17 protein-coding genes, 3 rRNA genes and 1 pseudogene are annotated in these 23,624 nt (G+C 67.5%); 6 read left to right on the forward strand and 15 right to left on the reverse strand.

What is annotated here, in order from left to right; translation table 11 throughout:
• Positions 1-88: 88 nt before the first annotated feature.
• Both ACKUU6_RS09985 and ACKUU6_RS09990 read right to left on the reverse strand, forming a co-directional pair.
• Positions 89-1,378 carry a citrate synthase gene (locus ACKUU6_RS09985; RefSeq protein WP_407988139.1) on the reverse strand — a complete coding sequence of 430 codons (1,290 nt, stop codon included), beginning with the start codon at positions 1,376-1,378 and terminating at the stop codon, positions 89-91.
• Between the two features lie 224 nt (positions 1,379-1,602).
• A complete protein-coding gene (locus ACKUU6_RS09990) occupies positions 1,603-3,831 on the reverse strand; it encodes an ATP-dependent RecD-like DNA helicase (protein ID WP_407988140.1) in 2,229 nt (742 codons plus the stop codon).
• 92 nt (positions 3,832-3,923) lie between these two features.
• Between ACKUU6_RS09990 and ACKUU6_RS09995 the strand changes: the two genes are divergently transcribed.
• Positions 3,924-4,379 carry a GNAT family N-acetyltransferase gene (locus tag ACKUU6_RS09995; protein ID WP_407988141.1) on the forward strand — a complete coding sequence of 152 codons (456 nt, stop codon included), beginning with the start codon at positions 3,924-3,926 and terminating at the stop codon, positions 4,377-4,379.
• 12 nt (positions 4,380-4,391) lie between these two features.
• The gene (locus tag ACKUU6_RS10000) at positions 4,392-4,799 is read left to right on the forward strand and encodes a DUF664 domain-containing protein (protein WP_407992083.1); all 408 of its coding nucleotides are present in this window, start codon (positions 4,392-4,394) and stop codon (positions 4,797-4,799) included.
• 60 nt (positions 4,800-4,859) lie between these two features.
• Here ACKUU6_RS10000 and rrf read toward each other — a convergent pair.
• From rrf to ACKUU6_RS10030, 6 genes and pseudogenes are all read right to left on the reverse strand, one after another.
• Positions 4,860-4,976: ribosomal RNA gene (rrf, locus tag ACKUU6_RS10005) — 5S ribosomal RNA — on the reverse strand.
• Positions 4,977-5,060: 84 nt separating this feature from the next.
• Positions 5,061-8,182 (reverse strand): 23S ribosomal RNA (locus ACKUU6_RS10010).
• A gap of 284 nt (positions 8,183-8,466) precedes the next feature.
• Positions 8,467-9,990 (reverse strand): 16S ribosomal RNA (locus tag ACKUU6_RS10015).
• Together the 16S, 23S and 5S rRNA genes form the textbook arrangement of a ribosomal RNA operon.
• Before the next feature lie 424 nt (positions 9,991-10,414).
• A complete protein-coding gene (locus ACKUU6_RS10020; protein ID WP_407988142.1) occupies positions 10,415-11,218 on the reverse strand; it encodes a DUF3710 domain-containing protein in 804 nt (267 codons plus the stop codon).
• 2 nt (positions 11,219-11,220) lie between these two features.
• Positions 11,221-11,753 (reverse strand): annotated as a pseudogene (gene dut, locus ACKUU6_RS10025) (dUTP diphosphatase).
• Entirely contained in the window at positions 11,750-12,322 is a 573-nt protein-coding gene (locus ACKUU6_RS10030; RefSeq protein ID WP_407992084.1) for a PaaI family thioesterase, read from the reverse strand. The pseudogene dut and the gene ACKUU6_RS10030 overlap by 4 nt, the downstream one beginning before the upstream one ends.
• A 164-nt stretch (positions 12,323-12,486) precedes the next feature.
• Here ACKUU6_RS10030 and ACKUU6_RS10035 point away from each other — a divergent pair, with 164 nt between their 5' ends.
• The gene (locus tag ACKUU6_RS10035) at positions 12,487-12,936 is read left to right on the forward strand and encodes a DUF3093 domain-containing protein (RefSeq protein ID WP_407988144.1); all 450 of its coding nucleotides are present in this window, start codon (positions 12,487-12,489) and stop codon (positions 12,934-12,936) included.
• A gap of 249 nt (positions 12,937-13,185) precedes the next feature.
• On the opposite strand, the gene ACKUU6_RS10040 is transcribed toward ACKUU6_RS10035, so the two are convergent.
• The 4 genes from ACKUU6_RS10040 to ACKUU6_RS10055 all read right to left on the reverse strand — a co-directional run bounded on the left by ACKUU6_RS10040 (position 13,186) and on the right by ACKUU6_RS10055 (position 17,201).
• Entirely contained in the window at positions 13,186-13,485 is a 300-nt protein-coding gene (locus tag ACKUU6_RS10040) for a DUF4193 domain-containing protein (protein WP_057229281.1), read from the reverse strand.
• A 446-nt stretch (positions 13,486-13,931) separates the two neighbouring features.
• Positions 13,932-14,933 (reverse strand): acyl-ACP desaturase, encoded by a 1,002-nt coding sequence (locus ACKUU6_RS10045; RefSeq protein ID WP_407988145.1) that lies wholly within the window; start codon positions 14,931-14,933, stop codon positions 13,932-13,934.
• Between the two features lie 266 nt (positions 14,934-15,199).
• Positions 15,200-16,498, reverse strand: a complete 1,299-nt coding sequence (locus ACKUU6_RS10050) for a sensor histidine kinase (protein ID WP_407988146.1) — start codon at positions 16,496-16,498, stop codon at positions 15,200-15,202.
• Between the two features lie 49 nt (positions 16,499-16,547).
• The gene (locus tag ACKUU6_RS10055) at positions 16,548-17,201 is read right to left on the reverse strand and encodes a response regulator transcription factor (RefSeq protein WP_350673972.1); all 654 of its coding nucleotides are present in this window, start codon (positions 17,199-17,201) and stop codon (positions 16,548-16,550) included.
• A 402-nt stretch (positions 17,202-17,603) separates the two neighbouring features.
• On the opposite strand from ACKUU6_RS10055, the gene ACKUU6_RS10060 reads away from it, so the two are divergent.
• Entirely contained in the window at positions 17,604-17,789 is a 186-nt protein-coding gene (locus tag ACKUU6_RS10060) for a hypothetical protein (protein ID WP_057229287.1), read from the forward strand.
• A gap of 108 nt (positions 17,790-17,897) precedes the next feature.
• On the opposite strand, the gene ACKUU6_RS10065 is transcribed toward ACKUU6_RS10060, so the two are convergent.
• The gene (locus ACKUU6_RS10065; RefSeq protein WP_407988147.1) at positions 17,898-18,674 is read right to left on the reverse strand and encodes an inositol monophosphatase family protein; all 777 of its coding nucleotides are present in this window, start codon (positions 18,672-18,674) and stop codon (positions 17,898-17,900) included.
• 30 nt (positions 18,675-18,704) lie between these two features.
• Positions 18,705-19,859 (reverse strand): ferrochelatase, encoded by a 1,155-nt coding sequence (locus ACKUU6_RS10070; RefSeq protein ID WP_407988148.1) that lies wholly within the window; start codon positions 19,857-19,859, stop codon positions 18,705-18,707.
• 123 nt (positions 19,860-19,982) lie between these two features.
• Between ACKUU6_RS10070 and ACKUU6_RS10075 the strand changes: the two genes are divergently transcribed.
• A complete protein-coding gene (locus ACKUU6_RS10075) occupies positions 19,983-21,197 on the forward strand; it encodes an MFS transporter (RefSeq protein ID WP_407988149.1) in 1,215 nt (404 codons plus the stop codon).
• Between the two features lie 138 nt (positions 21,198-21,335).
• Entirely contained in the window at positions 21,336-22,649 is a 1,314-nt protein-coding gene (locus tag ACKUU6_RS10080; RefSeq protein ID WP_407988150.1) for a D-arabinono-1,4-lactone oxidase, read from the forward strand.
• Positions 22,650-22,656: 7 nt separating this feature from the next.
• On the opposite strand, the gene ACKUU6_RS10085 is transcribed toward ACKUU6_RS10080, so the two are convergent.
• Positions 22,657-23,421 (reverse strand): hypothetical protein, encoded by a 765-nt coding sequence (locus ACKUU6_RS10085; RefSeq protein WP_407988151.1) that lies wholly within the window; start codon positions 23,419-23,421, stop codon positions 22,657-22,659.
• Positions 23,422-23,624: the final 203 nt, after the last annotated feature.

Here is a 23,624-nt window from a genome sequence, read left to right on the forward strand (position 1 = left end):
CCCCGGGCGTCGTGCGCCGCTCGTCCAGGCAGAACGCAGCAGGGCCCGGCCACCGTCTGGTGGCCGGGCCCTGCTGTCTGCCGACGGATCAGCGCGCGTCGAGCTCGACGTAGTCGCGGATCTCGACGCCGGTGTAGATCTGGCGCGGACGGCCGATGCGGCTGCCCGGGTCGTTGATCATCTCGTGCCAGTGGGCGATCCAACCCGGCAGCCGGCCGAGCGCGAACAGCACGGTGAACATGCTGGTCGGGAAGCCCATGGCGCGGTAGATCAGGCCGGTGTAGAAGTCCACGTTCGGGTAGAGCTTGCGCGAGACGAAGAAGTCGTCCTTGAGCGCGTGCTCCTCCAGCTTGAGCGCGATGTCCAGCAGCTCGTCGGACTTGCCGAGCTGGCCGAGCACCTCGTGCGCGAGGATCTTGACCTGCGCGGCACGCGGGTCGAAGGCCTTGTAGACGCGGTGCCCGAAGCCCATGAGCTTCACGCCGTCCTCGCGGTTCTTCACCTTGCGGATGAAGGTGTCGACGTCACCGCCGGACTTCTGGATCTCCTCCAGCATCTCCAGCACGGCCTGGTTGGCGCCGCCGTGCAGCGGGCCCCAGAGCGCCGAGATACCGGCCGAGATCGAGGCGAACTGGTTGGCGTGGCTGGAGCCCACCAGGCGGACCGTGGAGGTCGAGCAGTTCTGCTCGTGGTCCGCGTGGAGGATCAGCAGCTTGTCCAGCGCGTTCACGATGACCGGGTTGATCTCGTAGTCCTCGGCGGGGACCGCGAAGGTCATCCGGAGGAAGTTCTCGACGTAGCTCAGGTCGTTGCGCGGGTAGACGAACGGCTGGCCGACCGACTTCTTGTACGCGTAAGCGGCGATGGTCGGGAGCTTGGCGAGCAGCCGGACGGTCGACAGGTGGCGCTGGCCGGCGTCGAACGGGTTGTGGCTGTCCTGGTAGAACGTCGAGAGCGCACCGACCACCGAGGAGAGCATCGCCATCGGGTGGGCGTCCCGCGGGAAGCCCTGGAAGAAGCGCTTGACGTCCTCGTGCAGCAGGGTGTGCTGAGTGATCTCGTTGCTGAACACCGCCAGCTGGTCGGCGTTCGGGAGCTCGCCGTTGATCAGCAGGTACGCGGTCTCGATGAAGCTGGCCTGCTCGGCCAGCTGCTCGATCGGGTAACCGCGGTAGCGCAGGATGCCGTTGTCACCGTCCACGAAAGTGATCGCGGACTTGTAGGCGGCGGTGTTGCCGAAGCCGTTGTCCAGGGTGACCAGGCCGGTCTGCGGAAGCAGCTTCGAGATGTCGAAGCCGGCGTTGCCCGCAGTGCTCTCGACGACGGGGTACTCGTACTCGCCGTCCTGGTACCGCAGTACTACCGAGTTGTCGCTCACGTCTTCCTCACCGACGAAATGAATCCTCTTCCAAGGTGCCCTGACTGTCTCTACGATCCCCCATCCGCAGGACCGCCGTGCACCTGGGGTGGGCCGAGAAGGCCCTTCCCCTACAAAAGCTGTCGCCGCAGCCGGTATGAACCGGACAAGATCGGCACAGACCAGGTTCCGCCGTAAATCTCTTCACGTCAAGACAACCCCCGGCGAGCAGAGCACTTGGACGATCATCCAGTTGCGAGCCGATGATCCAGCGCGGAGTGCCTGCGACCAGCACTGACGGCCCGAACCGCCTGACCGATCGCTCTCCGTGACCCGACCAGCACGACCAGTCTCTTCGCCCTCGTCACGGCGGTGTAGAGCAGGTTCCGTTGCAGCATCGTCCACGCCGAGGTGGTGACCGGAATCACCACCGCCGGGTACTCGCTGCCCTGCGAACGGTGGATCGTGACGGCGTACGCATGAGCCAGCTCGTCCAGCTCGTCGAAGTCGTACGGCACCTCCTCGTCCTCGTCCGTCCGGACGGTCAGCCGCTGCTCGTCGACGTTGAGATCGGTCACCACGCCGACCGTGCCGTTGAAGACCCCGTTCCGCCCCTTCTCGTAGTTGTTGCGGATCTGGGTGACCTTGTCCCCCACCCGGAACGTCCGGCCGCCGAAACGGCGCTCCGGCAGACCATCCCTGGCCGGTGTCACCGCCGCCTGGAGCAGCGTGTTCAGCGCGCCCGCACCGGCCGGGCCCCGGTGCATCGGGGCCAGCACCTGGACGTCCCGGCGGGCGTCGAGGCCGAACCGCTGCGGGATCCGCCGGGCCACCACGTCCACCGTCAGACCGGCGGCCGCCTCGGCGTCCTCCTCGGCGAACAGGAAGAAGTCCGGCAGACCGTCGGTGATCGGCGGCAGACCCTCGTTGATCCGGTGTGCGTTGGTGACCACACCGGACTGCTGGGCCTGCCGGAAGATCCTGGTCAGCCGGACCGAGGGGACCGGACTACCGGCCGACAGCATGTCCCGCAGCACCTCGCCCGCGCCGACCGAGGGCAGCTGGTCCACGTCCCCTACGAAGAGCAGATGAGCGCCCGGAGCGACCGCCTTCACCAGCTTGTTCGCCAGGATCAGATCCAGCATGGACGCCTCGTCCACCACCACCAGATCCGCGTCCAACGGCCGGTCCCGGTCGTACGCCGCCTCGCCGCCGGGCCGCAGCTCCAACAGCCGGTGCACCGTAGACGCCTCAGCCCCCGTCAGCTCCGCCAGCCGCTTGGCCGCCCGCCCCGTCGGCGCCGCCAGCACCACCTTGGCCCGCTTCGCCAGCGCCAATGTGACGATCGACTTCACCGTGAACGACTTGCCGCAGCCCGGACCGCCGGTCAGCACCGCGACCTTCTCGGTCAGCGCAAGCCTCACCGACTCCCGCTGCTCCGGGGCGAGTTCGGTTCCCGTACGCGTCGCAAGCCAGCCGAGCGCGGCCTCCCAGTCCACCCCCGCGAAGCCCGGCATCCGGTCGACGTCGGCGGTCAGCAGCCGCAACAGCTGGTTCGACAGCGAGACCTCGGCCCGGTGGAACGGCACCAGGTACACCGCCGTGACCGGCTGCCCGCCCTCCCCCGGCACCTGCTCGCGCACCACCCCCTCGGCGGCCACCAGCTCGGCCAGGCAGTCGATCACCAGGCCCACGTCGACCTGGAGCAGCTTCACCCCGTCGGCGATCAGCCGCTCCTCCGGGAGGTAGCAGTGCCCCTGGTCGCTGCTCTGCGAAAGCGCGTACTGCAGGCCCGCCTTGACCCGCTCCGGGCTGTCGTGCGGGATGCCGACGGCCTGGGCGATCCGGTCCGCCGTCAGGAAGCCGATGCCCCAGACGTCGGAGGCCAGCCGGTACGGCTCGTTCTTCACCACGCCGATGGAGGCGTCGCCGTACTTCTTGAAGATCCGCACCGCCAGGGAGGTGGAGACCCCGACCGTCTGCAGGAAGACCATCACCTCCTTGATGGACTTCTGCTCCTCCCAGGCCGCGGCGATCATCTTGGTGCGCTTCGGCCCGAGCCCGGGGACCTCGATCAGACGCTTCGGCTCGTTCTCGATCACCTCCAGGGTGTCCACCCCGAAGGCCTCCACGATCCGCTCCGCGAAGCGCGGGCCGATGCCCTTGATCAGGCCCGAGCCGAGGTAGCGCTGGATGCCCTGCACCGTGGCCGGCAGCACCGTGGTGTAGTTCTCCACCATGAACTGCCGCCCGTACTGCGGGTGCGAGCCCCAGCGGCCGAACAGTCGCAGCGACTCTCCGGGCTGCGCACCCAGCAGCGCCCCGACCACCGTCAGCAGGTCGTTCGCACCCCGACCGGTGTCGACCCGGGCGACCGTGTACCCCGTCTCCTCGTTGGCGTACGTGATCCGCTCCAACACGCCCTCCACCTGGGCAAGCTGACGCTGCGGCGGCTGTGTGGTCTGCGCACTCACAGGGCGCCCCCTCGGTTCGGTGACGGTGCGCTACGCACCGTACCCTCCCGCACCGACAGTGCGGGCGGCGAGCGTGCCCTATCGTCCTGATCATGACCGACCTGATCATCCGCCCGGCCGAGGCCACCGACCTCCCCGCCATCGTGGCCATGCTCGCCGACGATCCACTCGGCGCCACTCGCGAATCCCCCGACGACCTGACGCCCTACCAGGACGCCTTCGCCCGGATCGCCGCCGACCCCCACCAACACCTGGTGGTCGCCGAATCGGCCGGCCGCACCGTCGGCACCCTCCAGCTCACCGTCATCCCCGGCCTCTCCCGCCGCGGCGCCACCCGCACCCTGATCGAGGCCGTCCGGATCGACGCCTCCGCCCGCAGCACCGGCCTGGGCACCGTCCTCATCGAGTGGGCCATCGACCAGTCCCGCACCCTCGGCGCCGAGCTCATCCAGCTCACCTCCGACGCCACCCGCAGCGACGCCCACCGCTTCTACGAACGCCTAGGCTTCACCGGCTCCCACCTCGGCTTCAAACTGGATCTCCGATGACCGCCCGCGCTGCTGCGCAAAGTCGACGGCCTGAGCGACCAGGACGCCCGGAAGACGCCCACCGCGAGTTCGCTCTCCCTGCTCGGCCTGTTGAAGCACTCCGGGGTATGGGAACGCCGCTGGTTCCAGATCATCCTGGCCGGCCACGAACACCCCGACGAGTGGCCCGCCGTGGACGAGGAGGACGGTGCCGACTTCGCGCTCGGCGAGGATGACACCGTCGCGCAGTGGCGTGCCTTCTACGAAGCCCAGATCACGTTCAACCGCGAGCTCGTCGAAGGTATCCCCCTGGACACCCACTGCGCGTGGACGAAGCTCGCACATCGGAATCTGCGCTGGGTGCTCCTGCACATGATCGAGGAGACCGCCCGGCACGCCGGCCACGCGGACATCATCCGGGAAACCCTGGACGGGCGCTGACCGGGATCTGAAATGCAGAAAGCCCCGCCGGGAGACCCGGCGGGGCTTTCTTGAATGATTGTTCGGCGGCGTCCTACTCTCCCACAGGGTCCCCCCTGCAGTACCATCGGCGCTATGAGGCTTAGCTTCCGGGTTCGGAATGTAACCGGGCGTTTCCCTCACGCTATGACCACCGAAACACTATGAAACTGTCAACCGCACCCCACCGTGACCATGGCAGGGGGTCGTTGTTTCAGAACAACACAGTGGACGCGAGCAACTGAGGACAAGCCCTCGGCCTATTAGTACCGGTCAGCTCCACCCCTTACAGGGCTTCCACATCCGGCCTATCAACCCAGTCGTCTACTGGGAGCCTTACCCTCTCAAGGAGGTGGGAATATTCATCTCGAAGCAGGCTTCCCGCTTAGATGCTTTCAGCGGTTATCCCTCCCGAACGTAGCCAACCAGCCATGCCCTTGGCAGAACAACTGGCACACCAGAGGTTCGTCCGTCCCGGTCCTCTCGTACTAGGGACAGCCCTTCTCAATATTCCTACGCGCACAGCGGATAGGGACCGAACTGTCTCACGACGTTCTAAACCCAGCTCGCGTACCGCTTTAATGGGCGAACAGCCCAACCCTTGGGACCTACTCCAGCCCCAGGATGCGACGAGCCGACATCGAGGTGCCAAACCATCCCGTCGATATGGACTCTTGGGGAAGATCAGCCTGTTATCCCCGGGGTACCTTTTATCCGTTGAGCGACGGCGCTTCCACAAGCCACCGCCGGATCACTAGTCCCGACTTTCGTCCCTGCTCGACCCGTCGGTCTCACAGTCAAGCTCCCTTGTGCACTTACACTCAACACCTGATTGCCAACCAGGCTGAGGGAACCTTTGGGCGCCTCCGTTACTCTTTAGGAGGCAACCGCCCCAGTTAAACTACCCACCAGACACTGTCCCTGATCCGGATCACGGACCCAGGTTAGACATCCAGCACGACCAGAGTGGTATTTCAACGACGACTCCACGACAACTGGCGTTGCCGCTTCAAAGTCTCCCACCTATCCTACACAAGCCGAACCGAACACCAATATCAAGCTATAGTAAAGGTCCCGGGGTCTTTCCGTCCTGCTGCGCGAAACGAGCATCTTTACTCGTAATGCAATTTCACCGGGCCTATGGTTGAGACAGTCGAGAAGTCGTTACGCCATTCGTGCAGGTCGGAACTTACCCGACAAGGAATTTCGCTACCTTAGGATGGTTATAGTTACCACCGCCGTTTACTGGCGCTTAAGTTCTCAGCTTCGCCAACCCGAAGATTGACTAACCGGTCCCCTTAACGTTCCAGCACCGGGCAGGCGTCAGTCCGTATACATCGCCTTACGGCTTCGCACGGACCTGTGTTTTTAGTAAACAGTCGCTTCTCGCTGGTCTCTGCGGCCGGCCCCAGCTCAGAGTGCAAGACTCATCACCAGTTCCGGCCCCCCTTCTCCCGAAGTTACGGGGGCATTTTGCCGAGTTCCTTAACCATAGTTCACCCGAACGCCTCGGTATTCTCTACCTGACCACCTGAGTCGGTTTGGGGTACGGGCCGCCATGAAACTCGCTAGAGGCTTTTCTCGACAGCATAGGATCATCCACTTCACCACAATCGGCTCGGCATCAGGTCTCAGCCTTAATGAGTGACGGATTTGCCTATCACTCGGCCTACACCCTTACCCCGGGACAACCACCGCCCGGGCTGGACTACCTTCCTGCGTCACCCCATCGCTCACCTACTACCCTGTTGGGTCACCGGCTCCACCACGTCCCTTTGTCCGAAGACTCCGGGCCGGCTTCACGGGCTTAGCATTCAGAGGTTCGACGTTGGCGCTTCAAAGCGGGTACGGGAATATCAACCCGTTGTCCATCGACTACGCCTGTCGGCCTCGCCTTAGGTCCCGACTTACCCTGGGCAGATCAGCTTGACCCAGGAACCCTTGGTCAATCGGCGCAAGAGTTTCCCACTCTTGTATCGCTACTCATGCCTGCATTCTCACTCGTGAACCGTCCACAACTGGATTCCTCCGCTGCTTCACCCGGCACACGACGCTCCCCTACCCATCACAGCCCCCGTTGGGGGTATTGCTGCAATGACACGACTTCGGTGGTGTACTTGAGCCCCGCTACATTGTCGGCGCGGAATCACTTGACCAGTGAGCTATTACGCACTCTTTCAAGGGTGGCTGCTTCTAAGCCAACCTCCTGGTTGTCTCTGCGACTCCACATCCTTTCCCACTTAGCACACGCTTAGGGACCTTAGTCGGTGTTCTGGGCTGTTTCCCTCTCGACCATGGAGCTTATCCCCCACAGTCTCACTGCCACGCTCTCACTTACCGGCATTCGGAGTTTGGCTAAGGTCAGTAACCCGGTGAGGCCCATCGCCTATCCAGTGCTCTACCTCCGGCAAGAAACACGTGACGCTGCACCTAAATGCATTTCGGGGAGAACCAGCTATCACGGAGTTTGATTGGCCTTTCACCCCTAACCACAGGTCATCCCCCAGGTTTTCAACCCTGGTGGGTTCGGTCCTCCACGAAGTCTTACCTCCGCTTCAACCTGCCCATGGCTAGATCACTCCGCTTCGGGTCTTGGGCATGCAACTGTACCGCCCTATTCGGACTCGCTTTCGCTACGGCTACCCCACACGGGTTAACCTCGCTACACACCGCAAACTCGCAGGCTCATTCTTCAAAAGGCACGCAGTCACGAGACACACAGCAAGCTGCATGTCCGACGCTCCCACGGCTTGTAGGCACACGGTTTCAGGTACTATTTCACTCCGCTCCCGCGGTACTTTTCACCATTCCCTCACGGTACTATCCGCTATCGGTCACTAGGGAATATTTAGGCTTAGCGGGTGGTCCCGCCAGATTCACACGGAATTTCTCGGGCTCCGTGCTACTTGGGAGAAGCTCAAGTGAGCCGCACAGATTTCGTCTACGGGGGTCTTACCCTCTACGCCGGACCTTTCGCATGTCCTTCGACTATCCATACGGTTTCTGACTCACCGACCGGCCGGCAGACCAATCAAGAACTTTCCCACGACCCCGCTCTGGCAACCCCTGCCGGGTCTCACACCAAAACGGTTTAGCCTCATCCGGTTTCGCTCGCCACTACTCCCGGAATCACGGTTGTTTTCTCTTCCTGAGGGTACTGAGATGTTTCACTTCCCCTCGTTCCCTCCACACACCCTATGTGTTCAGGTGCGGGTGACAGCCCATGACGACTGCCGGGTTTCCCCATTCGGAAACCCCCGGATCAAAGCCTGGTTGACGGCTCCCCGGGGACTATCGTGGCCTCCCACGTCCTTCATCGGTTCCTAGTGCCAAGGCATCCACCGTGCGCCCTTAAAAACTTGGCCACAGATGCTCGCGTCCACTGTGCAGTTCTCAAACAACGACCAGACACCCACCCTCGGCACCCCTGACAGGATGTCCTCAAGTAGGACCGGCACTGAAGCAACAGCCTCACGGCCGTTCCCTCAGGACCCAACAACGTGCCCGACACACCCGCCCTCACCGACCCACTTTCCACGCCGAAGCAGTACTTGTGAGGCCAACAGACCGTGTGTGCCGAATAGTCAACGTTCCACCCATGAGCAACCAACCGAGAGCATTCGTCCCGGTCTGGCTATGTGCTCCTTAGAAAGGAGGTGATCCAGCCGCACCTTCCGGTACGGCTACCTTGTTACGACTTCGTCCCAATCGCTGGTCCCACCTTCGACGGCTCCTCCCCTTACGGGTTAGGCCACCGGCTTCGGGTGTTACCGACTTTCGTGACGTGACGGGCGGTGTGTACAAGGCCCGGGAACGTATTCACCGCAGCATGCTGATCTGCGATTACTAGCAACTCCAACTTCATGGGGTCGAGTTGCAGACCCCAATCCGAACTGAGGCCGGCTTTTTGGGATTCGCTCCGCCTCGCGGCATCGCAGCCCTTTGTACCGACCATTGTAGCACGTGTGCAGCCCAAGACATAAGGGGCATGATGATTTGACGTCGTCCCCACCTTCCTCCGAGTTGACCCCGGCAGTCTCCTGTGAGTCCCCATCACCCCGAAAGGCATGCTGGCAACACAGAACAAGGGTTGCGCTCGTTGCGGGACTTAACCCAACATCTCACGACACGAGCTGACGACAACCATGCACCACCTGTATACCGACCACAAGGGGGCGACTATCTCTAGCCGTTTCCGGTATATGTCAAGCCTTGGTAAGGTTCTTCGCGTTGCGTCGAATTAAGCCACATGCTCCGCTGCTTGTGCGGGCCCCCGTCAATTCCTTTGAGTTTTAGCCTTGCGGCCGTACTCCCCAGGCGGGGAACTTAATGCGTTAGCTGCGGCACCGACGACGTGGAATGTCGCCAACACCTAGTTCCCAACGTTTACGGCGTGGACTACCAGGGTATCTAATCCTGTTCGCTCCCCACGCTTTCGCTCCTCAGCGTCAGTAATGGCCCAGAGATCCGCCTTCGCCACCGGTGTTCCTCCTGATATCTGCGCATTTCACCGCTACACCAGGAATTCCGATCTCCCCTACCACACTCAAGCCTGCCCGTATCGAATGCAGACCCGGGGTTAAGCCCCGGGCTTTCACAACCGACGCGACAAGCCGCCTACGAGCTCTTTACGCCCAATAATTCCGGACAACGCTCGCACCCTACGTATTACCGCGGCTGCTGGCACGTAGTTAGCCGGTGCTTCTTCTGCAGGTACCGTCACTTGCGCTTCTTCCCTGCTGAAAGAGGTTTACAACCCGAAGGCCGTCATCCCTCACGCGGCGTCGCTGCATCAGGCTTTCGCCCATTGTGCAATATTCCCCACTGCTGCCTCCCGTAGGAGTCTGGGCCGTGTCTCAGTCCCAGTGTGGCCGGTCGCCCTCTCAGGCCGGCTACCCGTCGTCGCCTTGGTAGGCCATTACCCCACCAACAAGCTGATAGGCCGCGGGATCATCCTGCACCGCCGGAGCTTTCCACCAACCCCCATGCAGAGGAAGGTCATATCCGGTATTAGACCTCGTTTCCAAGGCTTGTCCCAGAGTGCAGGGCAGATTTCCCACGTGTTACTCACCCGTTCGCCACTAATCCACTCCGAAGAGCTTCATCGTTCGACTTGCATGTGTTAAGCACGCCGCCAGCGTTCGTCCTGAGCCAGGATCAAACTCTCCGTGAATGTCTGCAGGTAATCCTGCAACCACTCGCGTTGAGCGGCACGGCAACCACCGGAATAGGCGGCCCCGCGCACTGCGTCCTCGCTAGTGTTTTACTTCATAAAGGAATCTCCAACCCCACAAAGTGAGGCCGGGGATGTCAACATATCTGGCGTTGACTTTTGGCACGCTGTTGAGTTCTCAAGGAACGGACACTTCCTTCGAGCCGCTTATCAGGCGGACCCTCCGGGCGCTTCGTTCGTTCTTTCGTGTTCCGAGCTTATCAGACGTTTTCCGCTCCGTTTTCCGGAGTTTCATTCACCCGACTCGCTTTTCTTCGCCCCTCGCGGTGCGACTCCGGAACTGTACGGGCATCGCCGCCCCACAAGCAAATCGCCTCCGCCCGGCGTACCGGACGGAGGCGATCGGCGGGCGATCCGCAGCGGATCAGCGCACCTCGGTGATCTCCGGGCCCCGGGCGAACGGGTCCAGCGAGGCCTCCCCGAAGCGGGAGCCGCCGGCGTCCACGACGCTCGCGCCGCCGTCGGCGACCATCTGCGCGTCCTCGGGGAGCTTGAGCACGATCGGGTCGCGCGGGGCCATCGGGGTCTCGCCGCGGACCACCACGGTCTGCAGGAAGACCTGCTCGAGGATCCCGGCCATCTCGGGCTGGACCGCGGCCTGGCCGGAGATCACGCCGCGGAGGAACCAGCGCGGTCCGTCACAGCCGACGAAGCGCACCAGCTGCACACCCTGGGTGCCGTCCGGCAACTGTACGGGTACCTGCGCCCGGAGGTGCCAGCCCAGCGGGCCTTCCTCCTCCTCGACCTGGCCGCCCTGCTGGGTGATGCCTGTGGCGATCTCCTCGCGGACCTCGCCCCAGATGCCCTCGGACTTGGGGGCGGCGAAGGCCTGGAGCTGGATGGCGCTGTTGCCGAGGACCAGGGTGGCGGCCACGATCGCGTCGCCGGCCACCTCGACCCGCAGTTCCATGCCTTCGACACCGGGGATCAGGAGGCCGCCGAGGTCGACTCGGCCCTCCTCGGGGTTCTCCAGCTCGGAGATGTCCCACGGACCGTCCGGACGCGGGGCCGGCGGAAGACCGACCCGGTCCGCGGGGTCGGTGTCGGCGGCGTTCTCGTTCTCGGAGTCGGCGGAGCCTTCGACGTCATCGGCCGTCTCGTCGGCGCTGATGGCGTCGTCGGCGAGCTGCTCGACAGCGTCCTCGCTCTTCTGGCGGCGACGGAACACGGTCACTGTCCTTCCCGGTCCAAGACCGATGCGAATACCTGCTCGGCTACTGCGCTGGCGCGGGCATGGTAACCCTCTCGTGACCTCCGGTCGACCCGAACCCGCCCTCGGCACGTGCCGAGCCGGGAAGTTCGGCCACCTCGTGGAAACTCGCCTTCTCGACCTGCTGGATCACCAGCTGGGCGATTCGGTCCCCACGGCGGAAGCTGACTCCCTCGCGCGGGTCGAGGTTTACCAGAATCACCTTGATCTCACCACGGTACCCGGCATCGACCGTCCCCGGGGCGTTCACCAGTGCAACTCCGCATCGGGCCGCCAGGCCCGAACGCGGGTGCACGAAGGCGGCGTAGCCGTCCGGCAGGGCGATTCCCACCCCGGTCGGCAGCACGGCGCGTTCGCCGGGGGCGAGCTCGGCGTCGACCGTGGTGCGCAGGTCGGCTCCGGCGTCGCCGGGGTGCTCGTACGCCGGCAGTGGGAGGTCCGGATCGAAACGGGTGATCAGGACGTCGACCGGCGGGCGGGCGGTGGTACTCACGGGTTCACCTCGAAGGCTCGGGCACGCTTGAACAGGTCCGGGTCGTCCAGGGCTCTCTTGATGTCCTCGGGACGCCCGTGCGTGGTGAAGTGTTCCAGTTTCACCTGGATGAAGAGTGCCTGTGCCCGGATCGCGACCGGCCCGTCGGGTCCGCCGATCCGGCCCTCCGCCGCGCTGTAGATCTTGCGGCCCTTCACGCCGGTGACCCAGGCGTGGATGTGCAGTGTGGAGTCGACCGGGACCGGACGGACGAAGTCGCTCTCCAGCCGACCGGTCACGGCGGCCATGTGCAGCAGCCAGTTGAGCGTGCCGAGGGTCTCGTCCATGGCGGTCATCAGCACGCCGCCGTGGGCCAGTCCGGGGCCGCCCTGGTGGCCGGGGCGGACGGTGAACTCCGCGGTGACGTTCAACCCCTCGCCCGCCACGGCGGTCAACTGGAGGCCCTGCGGGTGCTGCGGGCCGCAGCCGAAGCAGTGGTCGTAGTGCGAGCCCAGCAGGGTGCCGGGCGCGGGGGCCTCGGGCGCCCTGGGCGGCAGCTCCGCGTCGGCCGGGGGCGTGGTCGACGACAGGACGGTGGTGCGGGCGGCGGGCTCTTCGGAGCCCTGCGGCGCAGGCGGGGAGGCGGCGGGTCCGTTCACAGCGGCGACCTTACCCGCGGGTAGCCCGGGCCGCACCGGCCGTCCGCCGGGGAGGCGGGGGTCCGGTGCGCCCCGGCGGCACACACAATGGGGGCATGTACGACGAACGCCTCACCGTCCCCCGCAGCTGGTGGCTGCTTCCCGTTGCGCTCGGCTTCTCGCTGGCGCTGATCATGCTGCGGTTCAGCGCGGTCGGCGCGCTGGTCGGCCTGGTGGTCGGCATCGTCGCGGGGGCCGCCGCGCTCAGCAGCTACGGCTCGGCCCGGATCCGCGTGGTGCAGGGCTCCCTGGTGGCTGGGCAGGCCCGGATCCCCGCCGACGTGCTCGGCGCCGCCCAGGTGCTGAACCCCGCCGAGACGGTGGCCTGGCGGTCCGTGAAGGCGGATCCGCGCGCCTTCATGCTGCTGCGCAGCTACGTGCCGACGGCGCTCCGGGTGGAGATCACCGATCCGGCCGACCCGACCCCGTACGTCTACCTCTCGACCCGCTCGCCGCAGCGGCTGGCCGACGCGCTGGCCGAGGCCCGCCGGGGCCGGGTCAGCTGACCGGGCCGGTCCCGCCAGGGGACGGCTCCGCGCACGTTGGGGAACGACGGAGGGACGGCTCCGCGCACATGCACGCGGGACCGTCCCTGTGTTCCGTACTACGACACGGCCGGTGGGACCGGTCGCGCGGTGGTGCTGGAGCGGCCGCCGGGGTGACCGCAGTTGCTGCCTCCGGCCTTGCTGCCCAAGGCCGGGCGGGGCGGTGTGTCGGACCGACGGGTCGTCGGGCCGGGCCTTCCCGCCCGGCGCTCAGGCGCCGCAGTCCTGGCAGATGGGCTGCCCGTTCTTCTCGCCGAAGAGCTGGCTCCGGTGGTGCACCAGGAAGCAGCTCATGCAGGTGAACTCGTCGGCCTGGCGCGGCAGCACCCGGACGGAGAGTTCCTCGTTGGACAGGTCAGCGCCGGGAAGCTCCAGGCCTTCGGCAGCGTCGAACTCGTCGACGTCGACGGAGCTCGTGCTCTTCTCGTTCCGACGAGCCTTGAGCTCCTCGATGCTGTCCTCGTTGACATCGTCGTCGGTCTTGCGCGGGGTGTCGTAGTCCGTTGCCATTGTTCGCTCTCCCCCTTTGGGTGTGTGCGGTATCTCCAGCGCACGTAACGCATGGGGGGCCGGTCTTGTGCCCGACCCGAGGCGGAGATTTTGCCTTACTTCAAGCCCTGTTACTCAATCGACATCCTCGAACGGCCTCTTCAGGGCCCTCCGGGGCCGTCCGAACGGCCTCACGGAAAGCGTCCGTCACCCGGCCGACCGACCGTTCGGACCACTACGCCCGGTAGCCGGAGCCGACTCGATCGTCCACCAACTCACCTTCAAAACGGGCGAATTGATGATGTGTCGACAAGTCGCTCCGGCCGATGTGCGATCACCCTCGGCAACGGAGTAGCCCGAACCGGTGATCACTGAGAGAGATCATCCGAACGTGTCGGGCGACTTCCTGTGATCTTCATCACAGTATGAACTTTTCGGGCAAATCCCGGAAATCCACCCAGTCGACGCTACTTCTTGGCGGCGTTCGCGGCCCGCCTGGCGAGCAGCGCGGCCTGCCGCTCGTCGAACTTGGTGGCCTGGGCGTCGAGGGCGTCGAGGAAGACGCCGAGCTCCTGCTGGGCCTGCAGACCGGCCGGCCCGAGGCCGCCGATCTCCATCACCTTGAGGTGGCGCAGCACCGGCTGCAGCACGTCGTCGTGGTGGATCCGGAGGTTGTAGACCCCGCCGATGGCGAGCTGGGCCGCGGAGCGCTCGAAGCCGGGCATGCCGTGGCCGGGCATCCGGAAGTCGATCACCACGTCGGCGACGGCCCGCATGGCCTGGTCCGGGGCGATCTCCAGGGCGGCCTTGAGCAGGTTCCGGTAGAAGACCATGTGCAGGTTCTCGTCGTTGGCGATCTTCGCCAGCAGCTGGTCGCAGATCGGGTCGCCCGAGAAGTGGCCCGTGTTGCGGTGCGAGATCCGGGTGGCCAGCTCCTGGAAGGCCACGTACGCGACCGAGTGCAGCATGCTGTGCGCGTTGTCCGACTCGAAGCCCTCGGCCATGTGCGTCATCCGGGCCCGCTCCAGCTCCACCGGGTCGACGGCCCGGGTGGCCAGCAGGTAGTCGCGAATCGCTATGCCATGCCGGCCCTCCTCGGCCGTCCAGCGGTGGACCCAGGTGCCCCACGCGCCCTCACGGCCGAACATGGTGGCGATCTCGTGGTGGTAGCTGGGGAGGTTGTCCTCGGTCAGCAGGTTGACCACCAGCGCGATCCGGCCGAGCGGGGTCACCTTGGACTGCTCCAGCGACCACGCCTCGCCACCGAGCACACCGTCGAAGTCGCGCCCCAGGCTCCAGGGCACGTACTCGTGCGGCATCCACTCCTTGGCGACCTTGAGGTGCCGGTTCAGCTCGACCTCCACGACCTCCTCGAGCGCCATGATCAGTCGCGCGTCGGTCCAGCCCGCAGTGCTGAGCGAGGCGGCGGAAGGGGCGGCGGCGGTGCGCTGCTCGGGTGCGATGGTCACGACGGTGCTCCTGAGAGGGCGGGGCAGGGACGACGGGGGTCGCGTCTGGCCGGGTGGCTACTACCAACCTTACGGCTCCGTAGGTTACGACACCGTAAGTTGTCCCGACCGGAAATGACAAGCCGCCCCCGCCAGGGCTTATGTCATGACAACTGGCCTGGCGGGGACGGCGATCGGGAACCGGCTGGTTACTCCGCACACGGAACGGGATCCGGTGGGACAGGACACTGGGGTGGGTGCCACGCCAGGTAGGGGCGGTAGGGGGATCAGGCCCCCGGGATCCGGACCCGGATGGTCAGGCCGCCTCCGGGGCGCGGGGTGGCCTCGATGGCGCCGCCGTGCGCCCGGACCACCGAGCGGACGATCGAGAGCCCCAGGCCCACCCCCTTGTCGCTGCGGGTCCGGTCGGCGCCCTTCACCCGGCGGAACGGCTCGAAGATGTGCTCCAGCTCGTACCCGGGCACCACCGGACCGGTGTTGCTCACCACCAGCTCCCCCGCACCCCCGGGTGCCGGCGAGGTGGTGATCTCCACCCAGCCGCCGGGGGTGTTGTACCGGGTGGCGTTCTGCAGCAGGTTGAGCGCGATCCGCTCCAGCAGGACGCCGTTGCCGCTCACCTGGACCGGCTCCAGCACCGACCGCAGCTCGACCTCCCGGGTGGCCGCCTCCGGCCGGATCTGCTCCAGTGCCCGGACCGCCACCTCGGAGAGCTCGATGGGACGGCGGTCGGTGAGCTCGTTATCGCTGCGGGCGAGCAGCAGCAGGCCCTCGACCAGCTGCTCGCTGCGCTCGTTGGTGGCCAGCAGGGTCTTGCCGAGCTGCTGCAGGTCGGCCGAGGCGTCCGGGTCGGAGAGCTGGACCTCCAGCAGCGTCCGGTTGATCGCCAGCGGGGTGCGCAGCTCGTGCGAGGCGTTGGCGACGAACCGGCGCTGCGAGTCGAAGGCCCGGTGCAGCCGCTCCAGCATCTCGTCGAAGGTGTCGGCCAGTTCCTTGAGCTCGTCGTCGGGACCGTCCATGTCGATCCGGCGGTGCAGGTCGGAACCGGCCACCTCACGCGCGGTGCGGGTGATCCGGTTCAGCGGCCGCAGCACCCGGCCGGCCAGCGCGTACCCGAGGATGAAGGCGATCACCGCGAGGCAGACCAGCACGGTGAGCGACTTGCGCAGCAGGGTGGTCAGCGCGGCCTCGGCCTGGACGCTCTGGAAGTGCCGCAGCCACTGCTCGAAGTTGCCGGCGGTGATCACCGTGCCGTCCTCGGTGCGGATCTGCACGCCGTCGCCGAGCCGCAGCGGCGGCAGCGCGGCGTCGTAGAACGCCTCCCGGACGAAGAAGTACATCAGCATCAGCAGCACCACCCCGGCCATCAGGAACATCCCGCCGTACAGCAGGGTGAGCCTGATCCGGATGGTCGGGCGCAACGGTAGCCAGCTGAACAGGCCCTCGCCGTGCACCACCTGGGGCGTCGGCTGACCGGTCGCGACGGTCGGGGGCTGGTGCGGGCGCGGCGGCACCGGGGCGCCGGCGGGCGCGCCGGGGGCCCCGCCGGTGGGGGGCGGGGTGTTCATGGCTGTCCTCTCGGGTGCGGTACGGGGCGCGGGTGGGGGCGCCGGGGGCTCAGATCCGGTAGCCGGAGCCCGGCACGGTGACGATCACGGCGGGGTCGCCGAGCTTGCGGCGCAGGGTCATCACGGTGACCCGGACCACGTTGGTGAACGGGTCGGTGTGCTCGTCCCAGGCCTTCTCCAGCAGCTGCTCGGCCGAGACCACCGCGCCGCCGGCCCGCATCAGGACCTCCAGCACCGCGAACTCCTTGGGCGCCAGCTGGACCGGCTTCTCGTCCCGGAGCACCTCGCGGCGGCCCGGGTCCAGCGAGATCCCGGCCCGCTCCAGCACCGGCGGCAGCGGGACGGTCGCGCGGCGGCCGAGCGCCCGGACCCGGGCCACCAGCTCGCTGAACGCGAAGGGCTTCGGCAGGTAGTCATCGGCGCCGATCTCCAGGCCCTCGACCCGGTCGCTGATGTCGCCGGAGGCGGTCAGCATGATGACGCGGGTGGCGAGGCCCTGCTCCACGATGCTGCGGCAGACGTCGTCGCCGTGGACCAGCGGGAGGTCGCGGTCCAGCACCACCACGTCGTAGTCGTTGACCGAGATCCGCTGCAGCGCGGCCTCGCCGTCGTAGACCACGTCGACGGCCATCGCCTCGCGGCGCAGGCCGGTGGCGACGGCTTCGGCGAGCAGTTGCTCGTCCTCCACAACGAGAACCCGCAAGGTGGTTGTCCCTTCTCCAGCAGTGGCCGAGGTCGGGCACCCCAGTCCGACGGTAACTACATCCTGCCTGGTGGACCGGTAAAGCACCGGTAAGCGGTGTGGCCGACCGGAATCGGTTCCGCGAACGGACTGTGACACGGGCAACTTTCTCGGTGAGTGAGGTTTCCCGCCGCCGGGGGTGGGGAGGACAGGTTCACACCGGCGATCGTGCCGCAGCGCCGATCGCAGTCACCACCCGCCGTGCGTTCATCCGCACCGGCCCGGGTCTCGAAGTCCACCGGACGGTTCACGCCGTCACCGCACCAGTCGGGCAGCACCACCGGCTGGGGCATTTCCGTTGGCACCGAAGCCTGGACCGGGGAACGCCGGACCGTGCCCGACCGACCAAGCAAGGGGGCCAGAATGGACGCCTTCACCGCCGGCATCATTCAGCGCATAAGGAACGCCGAAGCAGATCTGCACCGCGCTCTCGAGTCCGGTGACGAGTTCCTCGCCGAGGTCGAACAGTCCGAACTGGACGACCTGCGGAGGCTCGCCGCCGAACACGGCATCGACCCGGTCCGCGAGATGCACCGCGCCGCCGCCTGAACGAACTTGCAGTCGCACCACCAAGCCCTGGCACTCCCCCGTGCCAGGGCTTCTGCACGTTCTCCCGGCGGTACGCGCCGAGGGCTGGACGTCGCCCGTGGAAGTGGCTCAGGCGCCGAGAGCCGTGAGGCGCTCCAGCAGGCGCTCGTGGGTGCCGGGCGGGGCGGTGCAGGTGAGGCCCTCGGGGCCACTGGTGGGAGCGCCCGCCTCGGCGGCGATCAGGGCGCCGGCGGCGCGGTCCCAGGGGTGCAGGCCGCGTTCGTAGAAGGCGTCGAGGCGGCCCGCGGCCACGTCGCAGAGGTCGACCGCGGCGGCGCCGCCCCGGCGGATGTCGCGGACCTCGGGCATCAGGGCGAGCAGCACCTCGGCCTGGCGGACCCGGACGGACTGGACGTAGTTGAAGCCGGTGCCCACCAGGGCCTGGCCCCAGGGCGGGGCCGGACGGCAGCGGATCGGTGCCCCGTTCAGGTGGGCGCCCCGGCCGATCACCGCCTGGAACAGTTCGTCCCGGGCGGGGACGGCAACCACGCCGACCACCGCCCGTCCGTCCAGTTCGGCGGCCACGCTGACGCCCCAGGAGGGCAGTCCGTACAGGTAGTTGACGGTGCCGTCGAGCGGATCGACCACCCAGCGGACGCCGCTGGTGCCCGCCTGGTCGGCGCCCTCCTCGCCGAGGTAGCCGTCCTCGGGGCGGCGGGTGTTGATCAGTTCCAGGATCAGCTTCTCGGACGCGAGGTCCATCTCGGTGACCACGTCGACCGGGCTGCTCTTGGTGGCGGCCACGCCGAGGTCGGCGGGGCGGCCGTCGCGGAGCAGGGTGCCGGCCCGTCCGGCGGCCTCCAGGGCGACGTCGAGTAGTTCGTCGAGCAGCGCGGGGTCGGGCACGGGGTTTCCTTCCGGAGGGGTGACGGGGCGTCAGAGCTGGGCGGCGGCGGGGCGCGGGGCGCGCGGGTTGGGGCAGCAGGCCACCGCGCACACGTCGTGGCTCGGACCGAGGGCCCCCAGCGCGCAGCGCTCCACGGTCGCTCCGCGTTCGGTGGCCGCCCTCTCCAGCACCAGCTCCCGGACCGCCGCGGTGAACCGGGGATCCGCGCCGACGGTGGCGGCCCGGCTGACCGGCAGGCCGAGCTCGGCCGCCTTGGCGGTCGCCTCGGTGTCGAGGTCGTACTTGACCTCCATGTGGTCGGAGACGAAGCCGATCGGCACCATCACCGCGGCCTGCGCCCCGGACTCCTTCAGCGACTCCAGGTGCTCGCAGATGTCCGGTTCGAGCCAGGGGATGTGCGGGGCGCCGCTGCGGCTCTGGAAGACCAGCTCCCAGGGGCGGTCGGTCACCCCGGTGGCCTCGGCCACCGCCGCCGCGACCAGCCGGGCCACCTCCAGGTGCTGGGCGACGTACGCGCCGCCAGGGGTGCCACGGGCCGGGTCGTCGGGGGCGCCCGAGGTCTCGGCCATGGCGTCCGGGATCGAGTGGGTGGTGAAGGCGAGCTGCGCGCCGTCGCGCACCCCGGCGGGAAGCTCGGCGAGTGCGGCCAGGGTGGCGTCGACCATCGGGCCGACGAAGCCGGGGTGGTTGTAGAAGTGCCGGAGCTTGGCGACCTCCAGGGCCGGCAGCCCCTCCTCGGCCAGCGTGGCCAGCGCGTCGGCCAGGTTCTCCCGGTACTGGCGGCAGCCCGAGTACCCGGCGTAGGCGCTGGTGGCCAGCACCAGGATCCGGCGGTGGCCGTCGGTGGCCATCTCGCGCAGGGTGTCGGTCAGGTACGGCGCCCAGTTCCGGTTACCCCAGTAGACCGGCAGGTCGAGGCCGTGCCCGGCGAAGTCCTTGCGGAGCGCGGCGAGCAGTTCGCGGTTCTGCTCGTTGATCGGGCTGACCCCGCAGAACAGGAAGTAGTGCTTGCCGACCTCGGCCAGCCGTTCCTTCGGGATGCCCCGGCCCCGGGTGACGTTCTCCAGGAACGGCACCACGTCCTCGGGGGCCTCGGGCCCGCCGAAGGAGAGCAGCAGGAGGGCGTCGAAGGGCGCCGGGTCCGCAGTGGCGGCAGGGTGGGTGAGGGAGTGCGAGTCGGGCATGGTTCCGATCCTGCCACCAACAGCACCGCACTCCGGGTGAAGTCCGGACCGGAAATTCCGTTGCCCGAATACGTAAGCTGTGTCTGCCACCCATGTTCCTTACGCGTAACCTGCGGAGCCCCCTTGCTGTCCAGCTACCGCCAGATCTTCGCCGCCCCCGGCAGCCTGGCCTTCTCCCTCTCCGGCTTCATCGCCCGGATGCCGATCTCGATGACCGGCATCGGCATCCTGACCATGCTGTCCGAGCTGCGCGGCTCGTACGGTCTGGCCGCCGGGGTGTCGGGCACCATGGCGGGTGCGGCGGCGGTGCTCGGTCCGGCGGTCTCCTGGCTGGTGGACCGGCACGGGCAGCGCCGGGTGACACTGCCCGCGACCGCGATCACCGTGCTGGCGGCGGTCGGGCTGCTGCTCTGCGCCCGGTCCGGCGCGCCGACCTGGACGCTGTTCGTCTGCGCGTTCGGCATGGGCGTGATGCCGAGCACCGGCTCGATGGTCCGGGCCCGCTGGGCGTATCTCTACAACGGGTCGCCCAAGCTGCACACCGCGTACTCATTCGAGGCGGTGGTGGACGAGATCTGCTTCATCATCGGCCCGATTCTCTCCATCACCCTGGCCACCAGCGTCTTCCCGGAGGCCGGGGTCATGATGGCGGGCGTCTTCCTGACCGTGGGCGTCCTGCTGTTCACCGCCCAGCGGCGGACCGAGCCGCCGGTCCACGCGGCCGAGCACCACGCCGGCGGCTCGGCGATCCTCTCGGGTGGGCTGCAGGTGCTGGTGGTGACCTTCGTGGCGACCGGCGCGGTGTTCAGCTCGGTCGAGGTGGTCACGCTGGCGTTCGCCAAGGAGCAGGGGCACGAGAGCGTGACCGGGCTGATCCTCGCGGTGTACGCGCTGGGCTCCTGCCTGGCCGGGGTGATCTTCGGGACGCTCAAGCTGAAGGGTTCGATGGCCACCCGCTTCCCGGCCGGGGCGGCGGTGATGGCGGCCAGCATGGTGCCGCTGCTGCTGGTGGGACAGCTGGTGCACGGCGTGGGCGCGCTGTTCGCGATCAGCGCCGCACTGTTCGTGGCCGGGTTCGCCATCTCGCCGATGCTGATCACCGCGATGGCGCTGGTCGAGCGGCTGATCCCGGCCGCCAAGCTCACCGAGGGCATGACCTGGACCACCACCGGGCTGGCGCTCGGGGTGGCGCTCGGTTCCTCGCTGGCGGGGGTGGTGGTCGACGCCGAGGGGGCCGCGGTGGGGTACTGGGTGCCGCTCACCGCCGCGACGTTCGGTATGGCGGTGTCGTTCGCCGGGCTGTCGCGCCTGCGCGGCGGGTTGGCCACGGCTGCCTGAGACGCGACGCCGCACCGCCGGAAGCCCCTGACCGTGAACGACTGAGCACCCCGTAGACCTACGGGGGTCGAGTGGCTACGCTCCCCCTACTCACCGGTACGTACGGGTGCCGTTGGCCCCGGAGCAGGAGGCGGCGCCATGGCTCAGGGCACATCGGACGGCTGGCGGAACTGGGCCGGGAACCAGAGCGCCCGGCCCAGCCGGGCGGTTGCGCCCGCCTCGGTCGAGCAGGTCGGCGAGGTGCTCAGGCAGGCGGCCGAGCAGGGCCGGACGGTCAAGGCGGTCGGCTCAGGACACTCGTTCACCTCCATCGCGTCGGCCGGTGACGGCGTGCTGCTCCGGCCCGACGGGCTGACCGCCGTGCGAGAGCTGGACCGCGCGGCCGGCACGGTGACGGTCGAGTCAGGACTGCCGCTGTGGAAGCTGAACCGGTTGCTGGAGAGCGCCGGGCTGTCGCTGACCAACATGGGCGACATCGAGGTGCAGACCGTCGCCGGGGCCACCAGCACCGGTACGCACGGCACCGGCCGGGAGTCCGGTTCGCTGGCCGCGCAGATCCGGGCGGTCGAGATCGTGCTCGCGGACGGCAGCGTCCGGCAGTGCTCACCGACCGAGAACGCCGAGTTGTTCCAGGGCGCTCGGCTCGGGCTCGGCGCGCTCGGCGTGGTCACCGCACTGACCTTCGGCGTGGAGCCCGCGTTCCTGCTGACGGCGCACGAGCGGCCGATGGGCTTCGAGGAGGTGCTGTCCGCCTTCGACGACCTCACGGCGGTGAACGAGCACTTCGAGTTCTACTGGTTCCCGCACACCGACCGCTGCTCGGTGAAGCGGAACAACCGGAGCCAGGGCCCGGCCGCGCCGCTGCCCAGGTTCAAGTCCTGGCTGGACGACGACTTCCTCTCCAACACGGTCTGGGAGGGCGCCTGCCAGGTCGGCCGACGGTTCCCCGCCGCCATTCCGACGATCGCCCAGCTGGCCAGCCGGGCCTGGTCGGAGCGGACGTACACCGACACCGCGTACAAGGTGTTCACCAGCCCGCGCAAGGTGCGGTTCATCGAGATGGAGTACGCCGTCCCGCGCGCGGCGGCCACCACGGTGCTCCGCGAGCTCAAGGCGCTGGTCGAGCGCTCGGACTGGCGGATCAGCTTCCCGGTGGAGGTCAGGGTGGCTCCCGCCGACGACCTGTGGCTCTCCACCGCCAACGGCCGGGACAGCGTCTACATCGCCGTGCACCTCTACCGGGGCACCGCCGAGCAGGGCTACTTCACCGAGGTGGAGAAGCTGATGACCGCTCACCAGGGCCGCCCGCACTGGGGGAAGCTGCACACCAGGGACGCGGAGTACCTGGCCTCGGTGTACCCGCGCTTCGAGGACTTCACCGCGCTGCGCGACAAGGTGGACCCGGACCGGCTGTTCGCCAACGACTACCTGCGCCGGGTGCTGGGCGACTGACCCGCCGTCAGGGCGAGGGCGTACCGCCGGGGGTCGCGGCGGCGCCCGAGGGGGTGGCGGCCGAAGCGGTCGGCGTGCTGGACGGCGTGCCCGACGGCGTGGCGGAGGGTGAACCCGAAGGCGTACCGGAGGGCGTCGGGGACGGAGATCCGGACGGCGTACCCGAGGGAGTGCCGGAGGGTGTGGTGGACGGCGTCGGGCTCGGCCTGCCGGGCGACGGGGACGGGCTCGACGGGTCTGAGGGGCTGGGCGCGGAGGGCGGTGGCACGGCCGGCTTCTGCTCCACCGAACCGCCGAGCGAGGTCCCGGCCCCGGTGTCCCCCTTCACGGTGGCGGCCACCGGCTGACCCGTCATCAGCTCGAAGGCCAGGATCGGCGCCATCGCCAGCGCGAAGACCAGTCCCGAGACGGCCAGCCGGGACTTCCAGGTCCACCGCCGCCTGGCCCGGACGGTCCGGGGCGCGTTCCATTCGGAGGAGAGTCCGACGCTCTCCGCCGGAAGCGGCTGCCGGTCCGTGCGGTCGACGGCCAGACGCAGGTGCTCGCCCCCGCGCCGGAACAGGTGCTGGAGGACGGCGCTGCCGGTGGTGGCGCCGATGCTGACCACCGCCGCGCCGATGATGGTGCCGTAGACGCCGAGCTCGGAGGCGAGCAGCGCGCCGACGATGGTCGCCAGGGCGCTCGCCGCCACCTGAGCCACACTCAGGTCGATCTGCTTCCGCTCGCTCTCGGACCGTTCGGCGAGGTCCTGCGGTGCGCGCTGCTGGGGCATCAACATCCCTCGGTCGGTACGGCTCGGATCAGGAAAAGTCCCTCTATGTTGCACAAAGAAGGACACAACGGTCGAAAATCTGGTTCTCGGCGGTCGATATATGTGAAGATGATCACCGCGCACTGATCGACGGTCGGCCATTGGAGTGCCCACCCTTGAGATTCCCGTGAATCGCGGGAGACTTGAGCGGCGAGCCGCCCCTC

The organism is Kitasatospora sp. CMC57 (assembly GCF_045866025.2).
Lineage (GTDB): Bacteria > Actinomycetota > Actinomycetes > Streptomycetales > Streptomycetaceae > Kitasatospora.